General features: G+C 74.6%; 11 protein-coding genes. 8 read left to right on the top strand and 3 right to left on the bottom strand.

Annotation, left to right across the window (positions count from 1 at the left end; genetic code table 11):
* Window positions 1-169 precede the first annotated feature (169 nt).
* Complete coding sequence (locus tag P3T35_RS14785) at window positions 170-4,324, top strand: beta-N-acetylglucosaminidase domain-containing protein (RefSeq protein ID WP_280706234.1); 4,155 nt, start codon at window positions 170-172, stop codon at window positions 4,322-4,324.
* A gap of 105 nt (window positions 4,325-4,429) precedes the next feature.
* Here P3T35_RS14785 and P3T35_RS14780 read toward each other — a convergent pair whose 3' ends face one another.
* Window positions 4,430-5,044 (bottom strand): HNH endonuclease, encoded by a 615-nt coding sequence (locus P3T35_RS14780; protein ID WP_101382528.1) that lies wholly within the window; start codon window positions 5,042-5,044, stop codon window positions 4,430-4,432.
* Between the two features lie 246 nt (window positions 5,045-5,290).
* Between P3T35_RS14780 and P3T35_RS14775 the strand changes: the two genes are divergently transcribed.
* The 5 genes from P3T35_RS14775 to P3T35_RS14755 all read left to right on the top strand — a co-directional run bounded on the left by P3T35_RS14775 (window position 5,291) and on the right by P3T35_RS14755 (window position 10,583).
* Window positions 5,291-6,334: a mechanosensitive ion channel family protein gene (locus P3T35_RS14775; RefSeq protein ID WP_280706231.1), complete on the top strand. Its 1,044-nt coding sequence runs from the start codon at window positions 5,291-5,293 to the stop codon at window positions 6,332-6,334.
* Window positions 6,335-6,471: 137 nt separating this feature from the next.
* Entirely contained in the window at window positions 6,472-7,692 is a 1,221-nt protein-coding gene (locus P3T35_RS14770) for an ROK family transcriptional regulator (RefSeq protein ID WP_280706230.1), read from the top strand.
* A 47-nt stretch (window positions 7,693-7,739) separates the two neighbouring features.
* The gene (locus P3T35_RS14765; protein WP_101385316.1) at window positions 7,740-9,020 is read left to right on the top strand and encodes a 6-phospho-beta-glucosidase; all 1,281 of its coding nucleotides are present in this window, start codon (window positions 7,740-7,742) and stop codon (window positions 9,018-9,020) included.
* A gap of 9 nt (window positions 9,021-9,029) precedes the next feature.
* Window positions 9,030-10,031: a BadF/BadG/BcrA/BcrD ATPase family protein gene (locus P3T35_RS14760; RefSeq protein WP_101382526.1), complete on the top strand. Its 1,002-nt coding sequence runs from the start codon at window positions 9,030-9,032 to the stop codon at window positions 10,029-10,031.
* 156 nt (window positions 10,032-10,187) lie between these two features.
* The gene (locus tag P3T35_RS14755; RefSeq protein ID WP_101382525.1) at window positions 10,188-10,583 is read left to right on the top strand and encodes a nuclear transport factor 2 family protein; all 396 of its coding nucleotides are present in this window, start codon (window positions 10,188-10,190) and stop codon (window positions 10,581-10,583) included.
* Window positions 10,584-10,590: 7 nt separating this feature from the next.
* On the opposite strand, the gene P3T35_RS14750 is transcribed toward P3T35_RS14755, so the two are convergent.
* Window positions 10,591-11,838, bottom strand: coding sequence for an MFS transporter (locus P3T35_RS14750; RefSeq protein WP_101382524.1), 1,248 nt, complete (start codon window positions 11,836-11,838; stop codon window positions 10,591-10,593).
* A 107-nt stretch (window positions 11,839-11,945) separates the two neighbouring features.
* Here P3T35_RS14750 and P3T35_RS14745 point away from each other — a divergent pair, with 107 nt between their 5' ends.
* Entirely contained in the window at window positions 11,946-12,740 is a 795-nt protein-coding gene (locus P3T35_RS14745) for a hypothetical protein (protein WP_143676910.1), read from the top strand.
* Window position 12,741: 1 nt separating this feature from the next.
* Here the strand turns inward: P3T35_RS14745 and P3T35_RS14740 are convergent, their stop codons facing one another.
* Window positions 12,742-13,545: a DedA family protein gene (locus tag P3T35_RS14740; RefSeq protein ID WP_101382522.1), complete on the bottom strand. Its 804-nt coding sequence runs from the start codon at window positions 13,543-13,545 to the stop codon at window positions 12,742-12,744.
* A gap of 161 nt (window positions 13,546-13,706) precedes the next feature.
* Between P3T35_RS14740 and P3T35_RS14735 the strand changes: the two genes are divergently transcribed.
* Window positions 13,707-14,492 carry a ZIP family metal transporter gene (locus P3T35_RS14735; protein WP_101382521.1) on the top strand — a complete coding sequence of 262 codons (786 nt, stop codon included), beginning with the start codon at window positions 13,707-13,709 and terminating at the stop codon, window positions 14,490-14,492.
* Window positions 14,493-14,526: the final 34 nt, after the last annotated feature.

Below are 14,526 nucleotides of genomic sequence, written 5' to 3'. Positions count from 1 at the left end.
ATTTTCGGATGAAACGGTCATCACAGCAGGTCACGTTGACACTGACGCGTCGAAACTGGTGGGCTTTGGCCGCGTAGTCCGAGCAGGACGGCGGGGGGCCGCCGGCAGGACGCGCATGCTCGTCGACCACCCCCGATACGGCCGACTGCCCCGGCCGCAAGGAGGCCCCGTGCAGTCCCGTGTGTCGGCCGCCGCCGGTAGGCGGCTGCGGCAGCAGCTCGAAGCCAGCCCAGCGCTGCGCGAGGTCCTGCACCATCCCGCCGTCGAAGTCACCCGCCGGGCCACCGCCCGCACCGCCCGCCTGGTCGCGCCGCGCACCGCGGACCGGCTGATCGCCGACCTCAAAGGCACCGAGCCGCTGCTGGCCGAGATCCAAGCCGAGAGAGCGCCGAGCGGACCCACCGTCAGCGGGACCGGCACCACCGGGACGCTGCCGCACCGCAGGGCCGGGCTGCGGGTGGCCGCCACACTCTCCGCCGCCGCAGTGATCGGCGGACTGGTCGCCACCGTGCCGACCGCTGCGATGGCCGCGCCCGCCACCGCGCAGAGCGCCGCCCAGCTGCCCGGCACCCGCACCCCGCTGGGCAGCCTGACCGACCCCCAGGTCTACCCCCGCCCGCAGCAGCTGCACCTGGCCGGCCAGCCGGTCGCGGTGCCCGCCGAGGTGTCGCTGATGGTCGGCGCCGACCTGGACGCGGGCGCGCTCGCCGCCGTCCGCCAGGTGCTGCTCAGCGCGGGCGCGGCCAGCATCGTCACCCCCGAGCAGGCGGCTCCCGCACCCGGCTCGCTGCTGGTCTACGTCTCCTCCCCCAAGCCGGGCGACCAGACCGACCCGGCCGCCGCCAAGGCGCTGCAGGCCCTGGGCGCCGCCGACCCGGCCGGGCTGCCGGACGGCGGCTACACGCTGGCGGCCGGTCAACTCCCGGTGGCCGGCGGCAGCTACGGCGCGGTGGTGCTGGCCGGCGTGGACGGCAGCGGCGCCTTCTACGCCGCGCAGACCCTGCGCCAACTGCTGACCCAGGTGCCGGCCGGGCAAGGGCAGGGCGTCGGCTCGCACGGAGTGGGCGGCTACGGCTTCCCGGGGCTGACGGTGCGCGACTGGCCGAGCGGCGCGCCGGTGCGCGGCACCGCGGAGTCCTTCTACGGCACCCCGTGGAGCAGCGAGCAGCGGCTGGCGATGCTGGACTTCCTGGGCCGGACCAAGCAGAACTTCTTCCTCTACGCGCCCGGTGACGACCCGTACCGCCAGGACCAGTGGCGCACCCCCTACCCAGCCGACCAGCTGGCCGACCTGCGGGCCCTGGCCGAGCGGGCCGCCGCCAACCACATCACCCTCGGCTACGCCGTGGCTCCCAGCCAGAACTTCTGCTACAGCTCCGCCGCGGACATCGACGCGCTGCTCGCCAAGCTCGACGGGCTGCGCCAACTTGGCTTTGGCGCCTTCCAGTTGCAGTTCGACAATGTGAGCTTCAACGACTGGCACTGCGGCGACGACCGGGACGCCTTCGGGTCCGGCCCCGCCGGCCATGCCAAGGCGCAGGCCAAGCTGGCCGCCGCCGTGCAGACCCGGCTGATCGCCGCCCACCCGGAACTGGCCGCCCTCACGGTGCTGCCCACCGAGTTCCACCAGCAGGGCGCCACCCCGTACCGCAAGGCGCTGGCCGCCGCGCTGCCGCAGGCCGTCCAGGTGGCCTGGAGCGGCGTCGGGCTGATACCGGGCAGCATCACGGCGGCCCAGACCACGGACACCAGCGCGGTGTTCAACCATCCGCTGGTCACCATGGACAACTACCCGGTCAACGACTCCACCCCGGACCGGCTCTACCTGGGCCCGTACGCCGGCCGCGACCCGGAGGTGGCGAGCCGCTCGGCGATGCTGCTGACCGCCGGCATGCGCCAGGCCGCCGCCTCCCAGCTGCCGCTGGCCACCGCCGCCGACTACGCCTGGAACCCCACCGGCTACCAGGCCCAGGCCTCCTGGCAGTACGCGCTGCGCGAGCTGGCCGCCGAGGCCGCACCGGCCGGCGCCAACGACGCGGGCCCGGCCCTGGCGGCGCTCACCGCACTGGCCGGTAACAGCACCTCCTCACCGCTGTCCAGCACCGAGTCGGGCTACCTGACCCCGCTGATCAGCGCCTTCTGGACGGCCCTGCAGCCCACCGGCGGCAGCGTCGACCTGGGCAAGCTGCAGCAGGCCGCCGACCCGCTGCGGGCCGCGTTCGCCACCATGGCCGGCGCCCCCGACATGCTGCGCGGCACCGACAGCGGCGCCGCCGCGGGCATCGGCGGCTCCACCCTGGTGGCCGAGACCAGTCCCTGGCTGAGCCGGCTGAGCGACTACGGGCGGGCCGGCGAGGCCGCGCTGGACATGCTGCTGGCCCAGCACAAGGGCGACGGCGCGACCGCCTGGAACTCCCGGGTGACGCTGCGCCGGCTGCGCGACCGGCTGGCCGCGGCCGGTCCGGTGACGATCGGCGCCGGGGTACTGGACCCGTTCCTGGACCGGGCGATGAAGGCCGCCGACAGCTGGTCCGGGGTGTCGGCCGGGGCCCTCGCCCCGACCAGCACCATGGGCAGCGCCAACGGCCACGGCCCCGCGCTGATGACCGACGCCGACGCTGGCAGCTTCTACTGGAGCGCGGCCCCGCCGCAGCCGGGCGACTCGGTCGGCGTGGACCTGGGCGACGGCCGCCCGGTCGGCACCGTGACCGTCACCATGGGCGGCTCGGACGGCAGTGCCACGCCCGGCAGCGACGCCGCCGCGGCCGCCGACGACTACCTGCGGGACGGGGTGCTGGAGTACTCCACCGGCGACGGCGGCTGGCAGCAGCTGGCGGTGGCGCACCAGCAGAAGACCGTCACCGCCACGCTGCCGGCCGGCGCCCTCGTCCGGGCGATCCGGCTGCGCGCCACCAAGGCCCAGCAGAACGCGGTGGCGGTGCGGGACTTCAGCGTCACCGCGCCGGACGCCCCCGCGATGACGGTCTCCGGCGGCCCGGCCGCCGCGCCCGGCTCCTCGGCCGCCTCGATGCTGGACGGCGACCCGGACACCGCCTACCGGGCGGCCGCCCCACCGACCGGCGCGGACGCCCCGCTCACCGTGGAGCTGGGATCGGTGCGCCCGCTGGACCGGCTGACCGTGCTGACCGACCCGACGGTGCGCGCCACCGCGACCGTGGCGGTGCGGCACGCGGACGGCAGCTGGATCGACGTGGGCACCCTGCACCCGGGCTACAACGAGCTGCCGGTGGGCGGCCAGCCGACCGGCGCGGTGCGGCTGACCTGGCAGCCGGGCGGCGACGCGCCGGTGGTCAACCAGATCGTGCCCTGGTACGCGGACACCCCGGTGGCCCGGTTGTCGCTGGCCGACCCGGAGCTGGACGTGATCGCCGGCGCTCCCACCCCCGCCGGCACCCAGGCGGTGGTGGACGCGCTGCGCCCCGACGGCGCCAGCGGCGAGATCCGGGCCTCGGCGCCGGGCGGGGTGTCGGGCATCACCGTGACGCCGGTGTCGGCGGCCGGCCAGTCCGGTGCGGCCCTGAGCGTGCCGCGCGGCGGGCGCGGCAGCGCGCCGGTGCAGGTCAGCGCGGCGGCCGGGACCCCGTCGGGGACGTACCAGGTGCCGGTGGACTTCACCTCCGGCCAGGTGACGCTGCACCAGACCCTCCAGGTGCACGTGGTGCCGCCGACCAGCGGACCGGACCTGGCGCCCACCGCGACCGCGAGCTCCTCGGGCGACGAGACGCCCAAGTTCCCGGCCTCGGCGGTGAACGACGGCGACCCGACCACCCGCTGGTCCTCCCCCGCGGTGGACAACGCCTGGGTGCAGCTCCAGCTGCCGCAGCCCACCCACCTGGGCGAGGTGGTCCTGCACTGGCAGGACGCGTACGCCGCCGCCTACCAGCTGCAGACCTCCAGCGACGGGGTGAACTGGACCACGGTGGCCACCGTGGCGAACGGCAAGGGCGGCACCGAGACGGTGCGGTTCGACGCGCCGGGCGCGGTCTACCTGCGGATGCAGGGTGTCAGCCGGGCCACCAAGTACGGCTACTCGCTCTACGGGATCGAGCTTTACGCGGTCACCGACCCGACGGCGGCGCCCACCCCGCCGGTGCCGCCGGTCGGGGTGCCGACGCCCGTGCCGACCCCGGGCGGGGTGCCGTCCCCGTCCCCGTCCCTGTCGCCGTCGCCGAGCGGGTCGGCCTCGCCCGGCCTCGCGACGCCGTCGCCCATGCCGACCGCGCAGCCGACCGGCGGCCCGAACCCCGGTCCCGGCCCGTCGCCCGCGCCGGGCCCGACCGCCGGGGCCACTGCGGGGCACTGACCGGGGCCGCTTCGGGGCACTGGAACGCGGCGGGCCGGTGGCGCTCCCTCCTGGAGGGGGCGCCACCGGCCCATGAGGCTACCGGGGTACTGCGGCCCTAGCTGGTCAGGCGATGACGCTCTCCGGCTCACCGCGGTGGACAGGACGCGACCGGCCCAGCGGAACCGGTGCTCCCGCGTGGTCGGTATGGACATGGTGTTCGAAGTCACGGAACTGGTCCGTGCCGCCGTACGGCTCCAGGTAGGGCCGCCAGCGCGGATCCTTGATCCCGGTTCCGATGATGCGCCAGGCCAGCCCGCTGGGCGGGGCAGGAGGTCGCTTCATCCGCCACCCGAGCTCGGTCAGGTGGCGGTCGGCCTTCATGTGGTTGCAGCGGCGGCAGGCCGCCACCACGTTGTCCCAGCGGTGCTGTCCGCCGCGACTGCGCGGGATCACGTGGTCGACGCTGGTCGCGGCGGCCCCGCAGTAGACGCAGCGCCCGTGGTCACGGGCGAACAGTGCGCGGCGGGTGAGCGGTACTGGCCCGCGGAACGGCACCCGGACGAACCGGGTCAGCCGCACCACGGAGGGCGCCGTAACGGCGCTGGTGGCGCTGTGCAGAGTGACACCCGAGTCTTCCAGGCTGACCGCCTTGTGATTGAGGACCAGGATGAGGGCGCGGCGCGTCGACACGACACCTAGCGGCTCGTATGACGCGTTGAGGACCAGGACATGCGGCACGGATGCCTCCTTGGACGCCTGCGGCGCGTGGCTCGCGCCGGGACGAGCGGATGACCGCGCATCGCTGCGCGATCACCCCCAGTGTCGCCTTACGCCTTTGTACGGCGCCACCACTACCGGGTAACAGGCGGACGCGGGTTCCGCGCTCGCCCGTGCTACCTGTCTCTATGCCCAAACCGGCCATTGGGTGCACCGACACGCGCTCGCTAGGCTGTGCGCCGAGTTCCCGCAGCACAGGAGGGCCCCGTGACCGACGTCACTAGCAGCACCAGGGAGGCGGCCGGCTGGCTGGACGCCAACTGGGAGTCGTGGATCGACGGAACACTGCGCATCGTTGTCATCGTGCTGCTCGGGCTGGTGCTGCGGACGGTGGTGCGCAAGCTGATCGACCAGCTGATCCACCGGATGACCCGGGAAGCGGAGCACAGCGACACCGACACCAGCAGCCGGCTGGGCGGGCTGCTCGTGAACCCGGAGCGGCGCAGCCAGCGGGCCGCGGCGATAGGTTCGGTGCTGCGCAGCGTCGCCTCGTTCTCGATCATGGGCACCGCCTCGCTGATGGTGCTCTCCGAAGTCGGGGTGGACCTGGCGCCGCTGCTGGCCAGCGCCGGGGTGGCGGGCGTGGCACTGGGCTTCGGCGCCCGCAACCTGGTCACCGACTTCCTCTCCGGGGTCTTCATGATCATGGAGGACCAGTACGGCGTCGGGGACGAGATCGACATGGGGGTGGCCACCGGCACCGTGCTGGAGGTCGGCCTGCGGGTGACCAAGCTGCGCGGCGACAGCGGCGAGATCTGGTACATCCGCAACGGCGAGGTGAAGCGGATCGCCAACATGAGCCAGGGCTGGTCGACCGCGACGGTGGACGTGCAGGTCGGGTACAGGGAGGACCTGGACAAGGTCGAGGCGCTGATCCTGACCGCGGCCGAGGCGTTCGCCAAGGAGTCGCCCTGGGACGAACTGCTCTGGGAGCCGGTGGAGGTGCTGGGCGTGGAGTCGGTGTCCGCCGACACCGTGGTGCTGCGGGTGCAGGCCAAGACCATGCCGAGCAAGGCGCAGCTGGTCACCCGGGCGCTGCGCGGCCGGCTGAAGGCGGTCTTCGACGGGGCCGGGATCAAGCTCAAGGAGGAGGCCGCCGCGCCCGCGGCCGCCGCCGGGTCGCCGGCGACCCCCGCCGACGCGCAGCCGCCGTCCGCACTCGCCGATCCGTCCTCGGCCCGCTCCCTGGGCGCCCGTCCGATCCCGCCGCCGTCCCCGGAGGAGCAGCAGGCCTTCAGCAAGCTGCCCTGACCCCCTCGGCACCTCGGATACCTCGGAGCCCTGGCCGCACCCGGCCAGGGCTCCGTCGCATCCATTGACACCCCTTGGATTGTTAGTAAAGTTTCCAATTGTCGCCAGGGGCCCGCCGACGGAGGAGGATCGAGCACGTGAACGACACCTCCGCCCCACCCGCACCACGCCCCGGTACGCCGAGCCGGCTGCGGGCCATCAACGACCGGGCCGCCCTGGACCTGCTGCTGGCCCACGGCCCGCTCTCCCGGACCCGGATCGGCAGCCTGACCGGACTCTCCAAGCCCACCGCGTCCCAGCTGCTGGCCCGCCTGGAGGCCGCGGGGCTGGTCGTCCCGGTGGGCACCACGATCGGCGGGCCCGGCCCCAACGCCCAGCTCTACCAGGTGAACCCGGCGGCCGGTTACGTCGCGGGCCTGGATGTGACGCCCAGCCAGACCCGGTTCGCGGTGGCCGACATCACCGGGCGGACCATCGCCGAACACCAGCTGCCCACCCCCGCCCGGCAGGCGGCCCGCACCGTCACGGGGGACCCCCCGGCCGGAGGCTGGGGGAGGATCGCCGACGGCCTGGCCGCCACCGTGGAGCGGGCCGGCCTGGCCCCGGGCAGCCTGACCAGGATCGCCATCGGCACCCCCGGCGCCCTGGATCCGCAGTCCCAGAAGCTGCGCTACGCCGCCCACCTGCCCGGCTGGCACTGTGCCGGGCTACTCGACCGGCTCACCGAGGCGCTCGGCGCACCGGTGGCGATCGAGAACGACGTCAACCTGGCCGCCGTCGCCGAGCAGGCGCTCGGCTCGGCCCAGGGCTGCTCGGACTTCGTGCTGCTCTGGGCCGAGGAAGGGATCGGCGCGGCGATCGTGCTCGGCGGCCGGCTGCACCGCGGCCACACCGGCGGCGCCGGCGAGGTCGGCTACATGCCGGTGCCGGGCGCTCCGGTGATCCGCAACGTCCGCCGCGAGAACTCCGGCGGCTTCCAGGAACTCGCGGGCGCCGCCGGGGTGTTGGCGCTGGCCCGGCAGCACGGCCTGAGCGCCCGCAGCGCCGGGGCGGCGATCGGCAAGGCGCTGGCCACCCCGGGCGCGGGCGACGCGTTCCTCGCGGTGCTGGCCGAGCGGCTGGCCACCGGGCTGGCCGCGATCGTGGCCGTGATCGACCCCGAGCTGGTGGTGCTCTCCGGCGGCATCCCCGCCGCCGGCGGCGCCCGGCTGCGCGACCTCGTCCAGGAGCAGCTCACCGGCCTGGCGGTGCCCCGGCCGCGGCTGCTCAGCAGCACCGTACCGGGCTCCCCGGTGCTGCACGGCGCGCTGCAACGCGCCCTCGGCACGGCCCGGGAGCAGGTCTTCACCACCGACTGACCCACCACCCACCCATCCACATCGACAGGGGTCGAGTGCTGATGTCCCTGAAACTCGCCATCGTCGGCGGCGGCTCCACCTACACGCCCGAACTCATCGACGGCTTCGCCCGGTTGCGCGACAGCCTGCCGATCGGCGAACTGGTGCTGATCGACCCGGCCGCCGACCGGCTGGAGCTGATCGGCGCACTGGCCCGGCGGATCTTCGCCAAGCAGGGGCACCCGGCCACCGTGCGGACCAGCACCACCCTGGACGCCGGGGTGGCCGGCGCCGACGCGGTGCTGCTGCAGCTGCGGGTGGGCGGACAGGCGGCCCGCGGGCAGGACGAGACCTGGCCGCTGGAGTGCGGCTGCGTGGGCCAGGAGACCACCGGGGCCGGCGGGTTGGCCAAGGCGCTGCGCACCGTACCGGTGGTGCTGGAGATCGCCGAGCGGGTGCGCCGGGCCAATCCGGCCGCCTGGATCGTCGACTTCACCAACCCGGTGGGCATCGTCACCCGGGCCCTGCAGACCGCCGGGCACCGGGCGGTCGGGCTGTGCAACGTGGCGATCGGGTTCCAGCGCAAGTTCGCCGCCCACCTGCAGGTGGCGCCGGAGCTGATCCGGCTGGACCACGTGGGCCTCAACCACCTCACCTGGGAGCGCGGCGTCACCCTGCTGGACGCGCCCGGCGCGACCACCGGGCGCGAGGTGCTGCCCGAGCTGCTGACCGGCTTCGGCACCGAGATCGCCGACGACCTGCACCTGCCGCTGCCGGTGATCCGGCGCCTCGGCGTGGTCCCCTCCTACTACCTGCGCTACTACTACCAGCACGACGCGGTGGTCGCCGAGCTGCGCGAGCAGGGCTCCCGGGCCGCCCAAGTGGCCGAGATCGAGCGGGAGTTGCTGCGGCTCTACGCCGACCCGGCGCTGGACACCAAGCCGGAGCTGCTGAGCCGGCGCGGCGGCGCCTTCTACTCGGAGGCGGCGGTGCAGCTGATCGCGGCGCTACTCGGCACCGGGGGCGGCACGGGCGTCCAGGTGGTCAACACCCGCAACGACGGAGTACTGCCGTTCCTGCCGGACGACGCGGTGATCGAAGTGCCGGCCGCCGTGGACGCCACCGGGGTGCGGCCGCTGCCGCAGCGACCGGTGGAACCGCTGTTCGGCGGGCTGATCGCGGCCGTCACCGCCTATGAGCAACTCGCCCTGGAAGCAGCCCTCAAGGGCGGCCGGGAGCGGGTCTTCGACGCCCTGCTCTCCCATCCGCTGGTCGGTCAGATCGAGCTCGCCGAGCAGCTGACCGATGCCCTGCTCGCGCACAATAAGCCGTACCTGAGCTGGATCTGACGGAGCGTCATGATTGAGCCCCTGGCCGGCGTGCTCGCCGTGGACGCCGGCAACAGCAAGACCGACGTCGCCCTGGTCGCCGCCGACGGCACCGTGCTCGGCACCGCCCGAGGCGGCGGCTTCAACCCGCAGGCGCACGGGCCGCGGGCCGCCGTCGCCGCGCTGGCCCCGCTGGTCGCCGCCTCTGCGGCGGCCGCCGGCCTGAGCGCCGGCGGCCCGCTGGTCAGCCATCTGCAGGCCTGCCTGGCCAACGCCGACCTGCCGGCCGAGGAACGGGCCCTGGCCGCCGCCCTCACCGAACAGGGCTGGGGCGCCGAGGTCTCGGTCGCCAACGACACCTTCGGGCTGCTCCGCGCGGGCACCGACACACCGCGCGGGGTGGCGGTGGTCTGCGGCGCCGGGATCAACTGCGTGGGACTGCTGCCGGACGGCCGCACCGCCCGGTTCCCGGCACTCGGGCAGCTCACCGGCGACTGGGGCGGCGGGGGCGGGCTGGCCGCCGAAGCGATGTGGCACGCCACCCGGGCCGAGGACGGCCGCGGCCCGGCCACCGCCCTGGCGCCGGCCATCGCGGCCCACTTCGGGCTCACCACGGCGACGGCGTTCGCCGAGGCACTGCACCTGGGCGAGTTCCCCCGGGTGCGGCTGCACGAGGTGGTACCGCTGCTCTTCGACTGCGCGCAGGGCGGCGACGCGGCGGCGCTGGCGCTGATCGACCGCCAGGCGGCGGAGATCGCGGCGCTGGCCCGGGTGGCGCTGACCCGGCTGGACCTGCTGGCCGCGCCCACCCCACTGGTGCTCGGCGGCGGGGTGCTGGCGGCCGGCCAGCCGCTGCTGCTCGACAACCTGCGCGCCCGCCTGCGCACCGCCGCCCCCCTGGCCCGCCCCCGCGTCATCACCGCGCCCCCGGTCCTGGGCGCCGCCCTGCTCGGCCTCGACCGCCTGGGCAGCCCTCCCAGCGCCCACCAGCGCCTACGCGCCGCCTACCAACGCCCGGCGATAGCGGCATAGGAACCGCTGCGGAGACCCCACCCCGGCGGCCGGCCACCGCTCCCGAACCAGGCATCGACGCCTGTGAGGGCGGCACTTGGGGGAAATGGCTGCACAGTGCGGGTGGCGCCGGAATACTGGGGCGGTTGTGATGGTGACGCCCCGAGAGGTGCCCTGATGGCCGACGGCCCGTTGGAGATCTTCGAGCAGTTCCGCACCGGTCTGCTGGCGGGTGCGTTCGTGCCGGCCGAGAAGTTGTGGGCCGAGGACGCGGTGGTCGAGTTCCCCTACGCACCCGAGGGGCGGCCGCAGCGGTTCACCGGGCGGGCCGAGTTCCTGGCGTTCGCCGCCACGGCCCAGGCCGAACAGCCGGTGCGCTTCGAGGACTTCCAGGTGCTGGCGCTACGCGACGCGGCCGACCCGCAGGTGCTGATCGCCGAGTACCGGTTGACCGCTCCGGCCACCGCCGGCGGCCGCCGCGCCACGGCCGTCTTCGTCCTGCTGCTGCGGGTGCGGGACGGGCGGATCGTGCACTGGCGCGAATACCAGGACCTGATCGCGCCACGGGTCTGATGCCCGGTCAGGCCGAGGCGAGTTCGGGCGCCGGCTGGTCCTCCCGCACCGTCAGGGTGCGCACCGCCCGGACGGCCAGGGCGGCCGCCGTGGCCAGCACGATCAGCGCGGCGGCGCCCACCAGGGTGCGGCCGGTGCCGATCCTGGCCGCCACCGGCCCGGCGGCCATCTCGCCCAGCGGCAGTGCCAGGCAGGAGCCCAGCGCGTCGAAGGAGTAGACCCGGGCGAGGCGGTCCTCCGGGATGTTCTGCTGCAGCGAGACGTCCCAGGCCACGCAGAAGAACTCGACCGCGAAGCCGGTCACGAACATCGCCGCGGCGATCGGCACGGCACCCGCGCCCGCCGCCAGCGCCAGCACCGGCAGCACGATGGCGAACACCGCGGCCACCCCGACCAGCAGCGCCCGTCGGCTCGCCAGCCGGGCCACCACGAGGCCTGCGACGACCGCACCCGCCATCTGCGCGGCCAGTACCAGCCCCCAGACGCCGCGGCCGAAGGTGGCGTCGGCGATCCCCGGCCCGAGCACCGTGATCGAGCCGGACTCCGCAGCGTTCACCACCATGAACTGCAGCACCACCACCCAGACCCACCGACGGGCGGTGAACTCCCGCCAGCCTTCGCGCAGTTCGGCCAGCGGGCGGGTCCTCTCGGCAGCCGGGTCGGCCGGCGCGGCCGACGGCAGCCGAATGCCCAGGTAGCCGCCCGCCGCGGCCAGCAGCACCAGCGCGTCCACGGCCAGCGCCCAGCCCGGGCCGATCCCGGCCGCCAGTAGACCGCCCAGCGAACTGCCCGCGATGAGCCCGATGTTGAGGCCCATCCGGTTGACCGCGTTGGCCGGCCGGAGTTCCTCGGCCGGCACCATCTGGGGCAGCAGGGCGGAACTGGCCGGCATCGACAGCGCCGTCAGCACCCCGTTGACCAGGCTCAGCCCGATCAGCAGCGGCAGCGAGGCGAAGTGCAGCAGCACCGCCAGCGCCACCAGTCCCTGGCTCAGCGCCGCGGCCAGCGCGGTGCCCTGCAGGATCACCCCGCGCCGCACCCGGTCGGCCAGCACCCCGCCGAACAGCAGCGCGGCCACATTGGCCAGCGACCGGGCGCCGACCACCAGGCCCAGATCGGTCAGGGATCCGGTCAGGTCCAGCACGGCGAAGGCGAGCGCCACCGGGGCCATGCTGTTGGCCAGGGTGTCGCAACTGCGCCCCGCGACCAGCCAGCGGAACGGTCGGTGGCGCAGCGGCGCGAAGGTGGCGGACATCCGCCCACCCTCGCCCGGCCGTCAACGGCACGTCAACGGATTAACGGACCGCAGACAGCCACCCGATCGGGCAGGCGTACCGTTTCCGCAGACGAAACGGGGTCCTGGTGGCGAGCAGCAAGCGCAGACGCAAGCAGCGGAAGGGGAAGACGCCGGCCCGGCCGCGCAGTTGGGAGGAGAGGAGAGCCCCCAGGCGGCGCTGGGCGCCCTGGCAGTGCCGGGCCCTCGCGGTGGCCCTGTCGGTGGCGGCCGCGGGCGGGCTGCTCGGCGCGGTGCTGCTGGTGCTGGCGCTGCCGTCCGCCGTCAGCACCGCCGCGCAGTTCCTCGCCGCGCCGGTCTGCACGGCCCAGAACGCGCCGGACTGCCGCCGGCGGCAGAGCGAGCTGGTCCAGGGGGTGCACATCAGCAACGGCAGGAACCAGCAGACCACGGTGGACCTGCTCGACCAGGGCACGGGCGCCGAGCAGCGCGTGGTGCTGGCCGGGGTCGACCCGCTCGGGAACCGGCTGACCGGGGGCGACCGGGTCGAGCTGATCAGCTGGCACGGGCGGCCGACCGCGCTCCGCGCCGAGGGACGGCAGCAGGACGCGAGCAGCCAGCCGACCGACGGCCAGGCCTATGACCTGAACGGCGCCCTGGGGCTCGCCCTGCTGCTGCCGGCTATGGCGCTGACGGTCCGCCGGCTGTGGCTGCTGGGTGAGCCGCAGCGATCCCCGGTCCCCGAGACGGTCCTGTTCTGCGGCGCGATGGCGGCCGTGATCGGCATCGGCTTGCTGCAGTGGGATCCGGACATCTACCTGGGCACCGGCGTCGACGCCGTGATCCTGGTCCTGGTCGGCCTGGCGCTGCGGCTGCACTGGATCCGCCGGCAGCGCCGAGCGGCGGTCGCGGCCCGGCGGTAGGTCAGTGCCGCTCGCCGTCCTGCTCCTCGCCCCACTCGCCGTCCTGCTCGCCGCCCTGCCCCTCTCCCTGCCCCTCGCCCCGCTCCCCCGGCTGCCCCTCGCCCCGCTCGCCGCCCCGCTCCTCCGACTGCCCCTCGCCCGGCCCCTCGCCGCGCTCGCCGCCCCGCTCCCCCGGCTGCCCCTCCGACTGCAACGCCTCCCGCTCCCGCCGGCGCTTGCGCCAGACCCACACCGCCAGCGCCACCACCACCAGGGCCGCGATCAGCACCGCCAGCGCCGTGCCGACCAGGTGCTCCACCCGGGCGTACGCCGAGCCGGCCACGTACCCGAGCAGCACGAAGCCGACGCCCCAGATCGTGCCGCCGGCCGCGTTGAAGAGCAGGAACTTGCGGTAGGGCAGCCGGGAGACCCCGGACAGGAACGGGACCAGCGCGCGGAACAGCGCGACGAACCGGCCGAAGAAGACCGCCGCCGGGCCCTTGGTGCGGATGAAGGCGCGGGCCTTCTCCAGCCGGGCCTGGTACTTGACGGCCGGCCGGGTGCGCAGCAGCGCCGGACCCCAGCGGCGGCCGAGCTCGTAGCCCGTGGAGTCACCGAGGATCGCGGCGGTCACCACCACCGCCATCAGCACCGGCAGGCTCACCCCGCGGTGCGCGGCGGCGATGGTGCCGCCGAGCACGGCGGCGGTCTCGCCGGGCAGCACGAAGCCGACGAACAGCGCGTCCTCGGCGAAGACCAGCGCGCCCACCACCGCGTACACCACGGGCCCGGAGAGGCCCGCGATCCAGCCAGTGACCGATCCCACCGGCAGGCTCCTTCCGTCTTCGGTTTCCGTCTTCGGTCCATCGCCCACGCCACCGTCTACGTCACTGTAGACGAACGATTTCCGAGAACCTCACGACATTCCCAGGCCGCTGCCCTAGCCTCGGCCGTCGTCACTCCCACCGACCCTCTCGGAGAGCCCGGATGTCCAGCGGTCAGATCGCCCTGCTCGGAGCCGTCGCCGGCGTCACCATCTATCTCGGCCTGCCGATCGGCCGGCTGCGCCGCCCGGCGCCCCGGCTGCGCGCGGGGCTGAACGCGCTGGCGATCGGGATCCTGCTGTTCCTGGTCTGGGACGTGCTCACGCACGCCTGGGATCCGACCGACAAGGCGCTCGGCGACAAGCACTGGGGCACGGCAGTGGCCGGGATCCTGGTACTGGCGGCCGGTCTGGCCGTGGGCCTGTGCGGGCTGGTCTACTACGACCGGTGGAACGCCCGGCGGCTGGCCGCCGCGAGCGAGCGCGGTGAGCGCAGCGCGGCCGACCTGGCGATGATGATCGCGATCGGCATCGGCCTGCACAACTTCGCCGAGGGCCTGGCGATCGGCAACTCGGCCGCCACCGGGCAGATCTCGCTGGCCGTGCTGCTGATCATCGGCTTCGGGCTGCACAACGCCACCGAGGGGTTCGGCATCGTGGCCCCGCTGGCCGCCGAGGGGACCAGGCCGTCCTGGGGCAGCCTGGCGCTGCTCGGCCTGATCGGCGGCGGCCCGACCTTCGCCGGCACCCTGGTCGGCCAGCACCTGGTCAACGACTACCTGAGCATCGCGTTCCTCGGCCTGGCCGCCGGGTCGATCCTCTACGTGGTGATCGAGCTGCTCGCGGTGGCCCGCCGGGCGGCGCTCAAGGAGCTGACCACCTGGATGATCCTGGTCGGGCTGCTGGCGGGCTTCATCACCGACGCGGTGGTCACCGCCGGCGGCGCCTGACCGGCGGCCGTCAGGCCATGGCGCGGTCCTCGGT

It is taken from the genome of Kitasatospora sp. GP30 (genome assembly GCF_029892145.1).
Classification (GTDB): Bacteria; Actinomycetota; Actinomycetes; order Streptomycetales; family Streptomycetaceae; genus Kitasatospora; species Kitasatospora acidiphila.
Note: the sequence above shows the minus strand (reverse complement) of the source record. Positions and strands in the feature narration are given on the sequence as shown.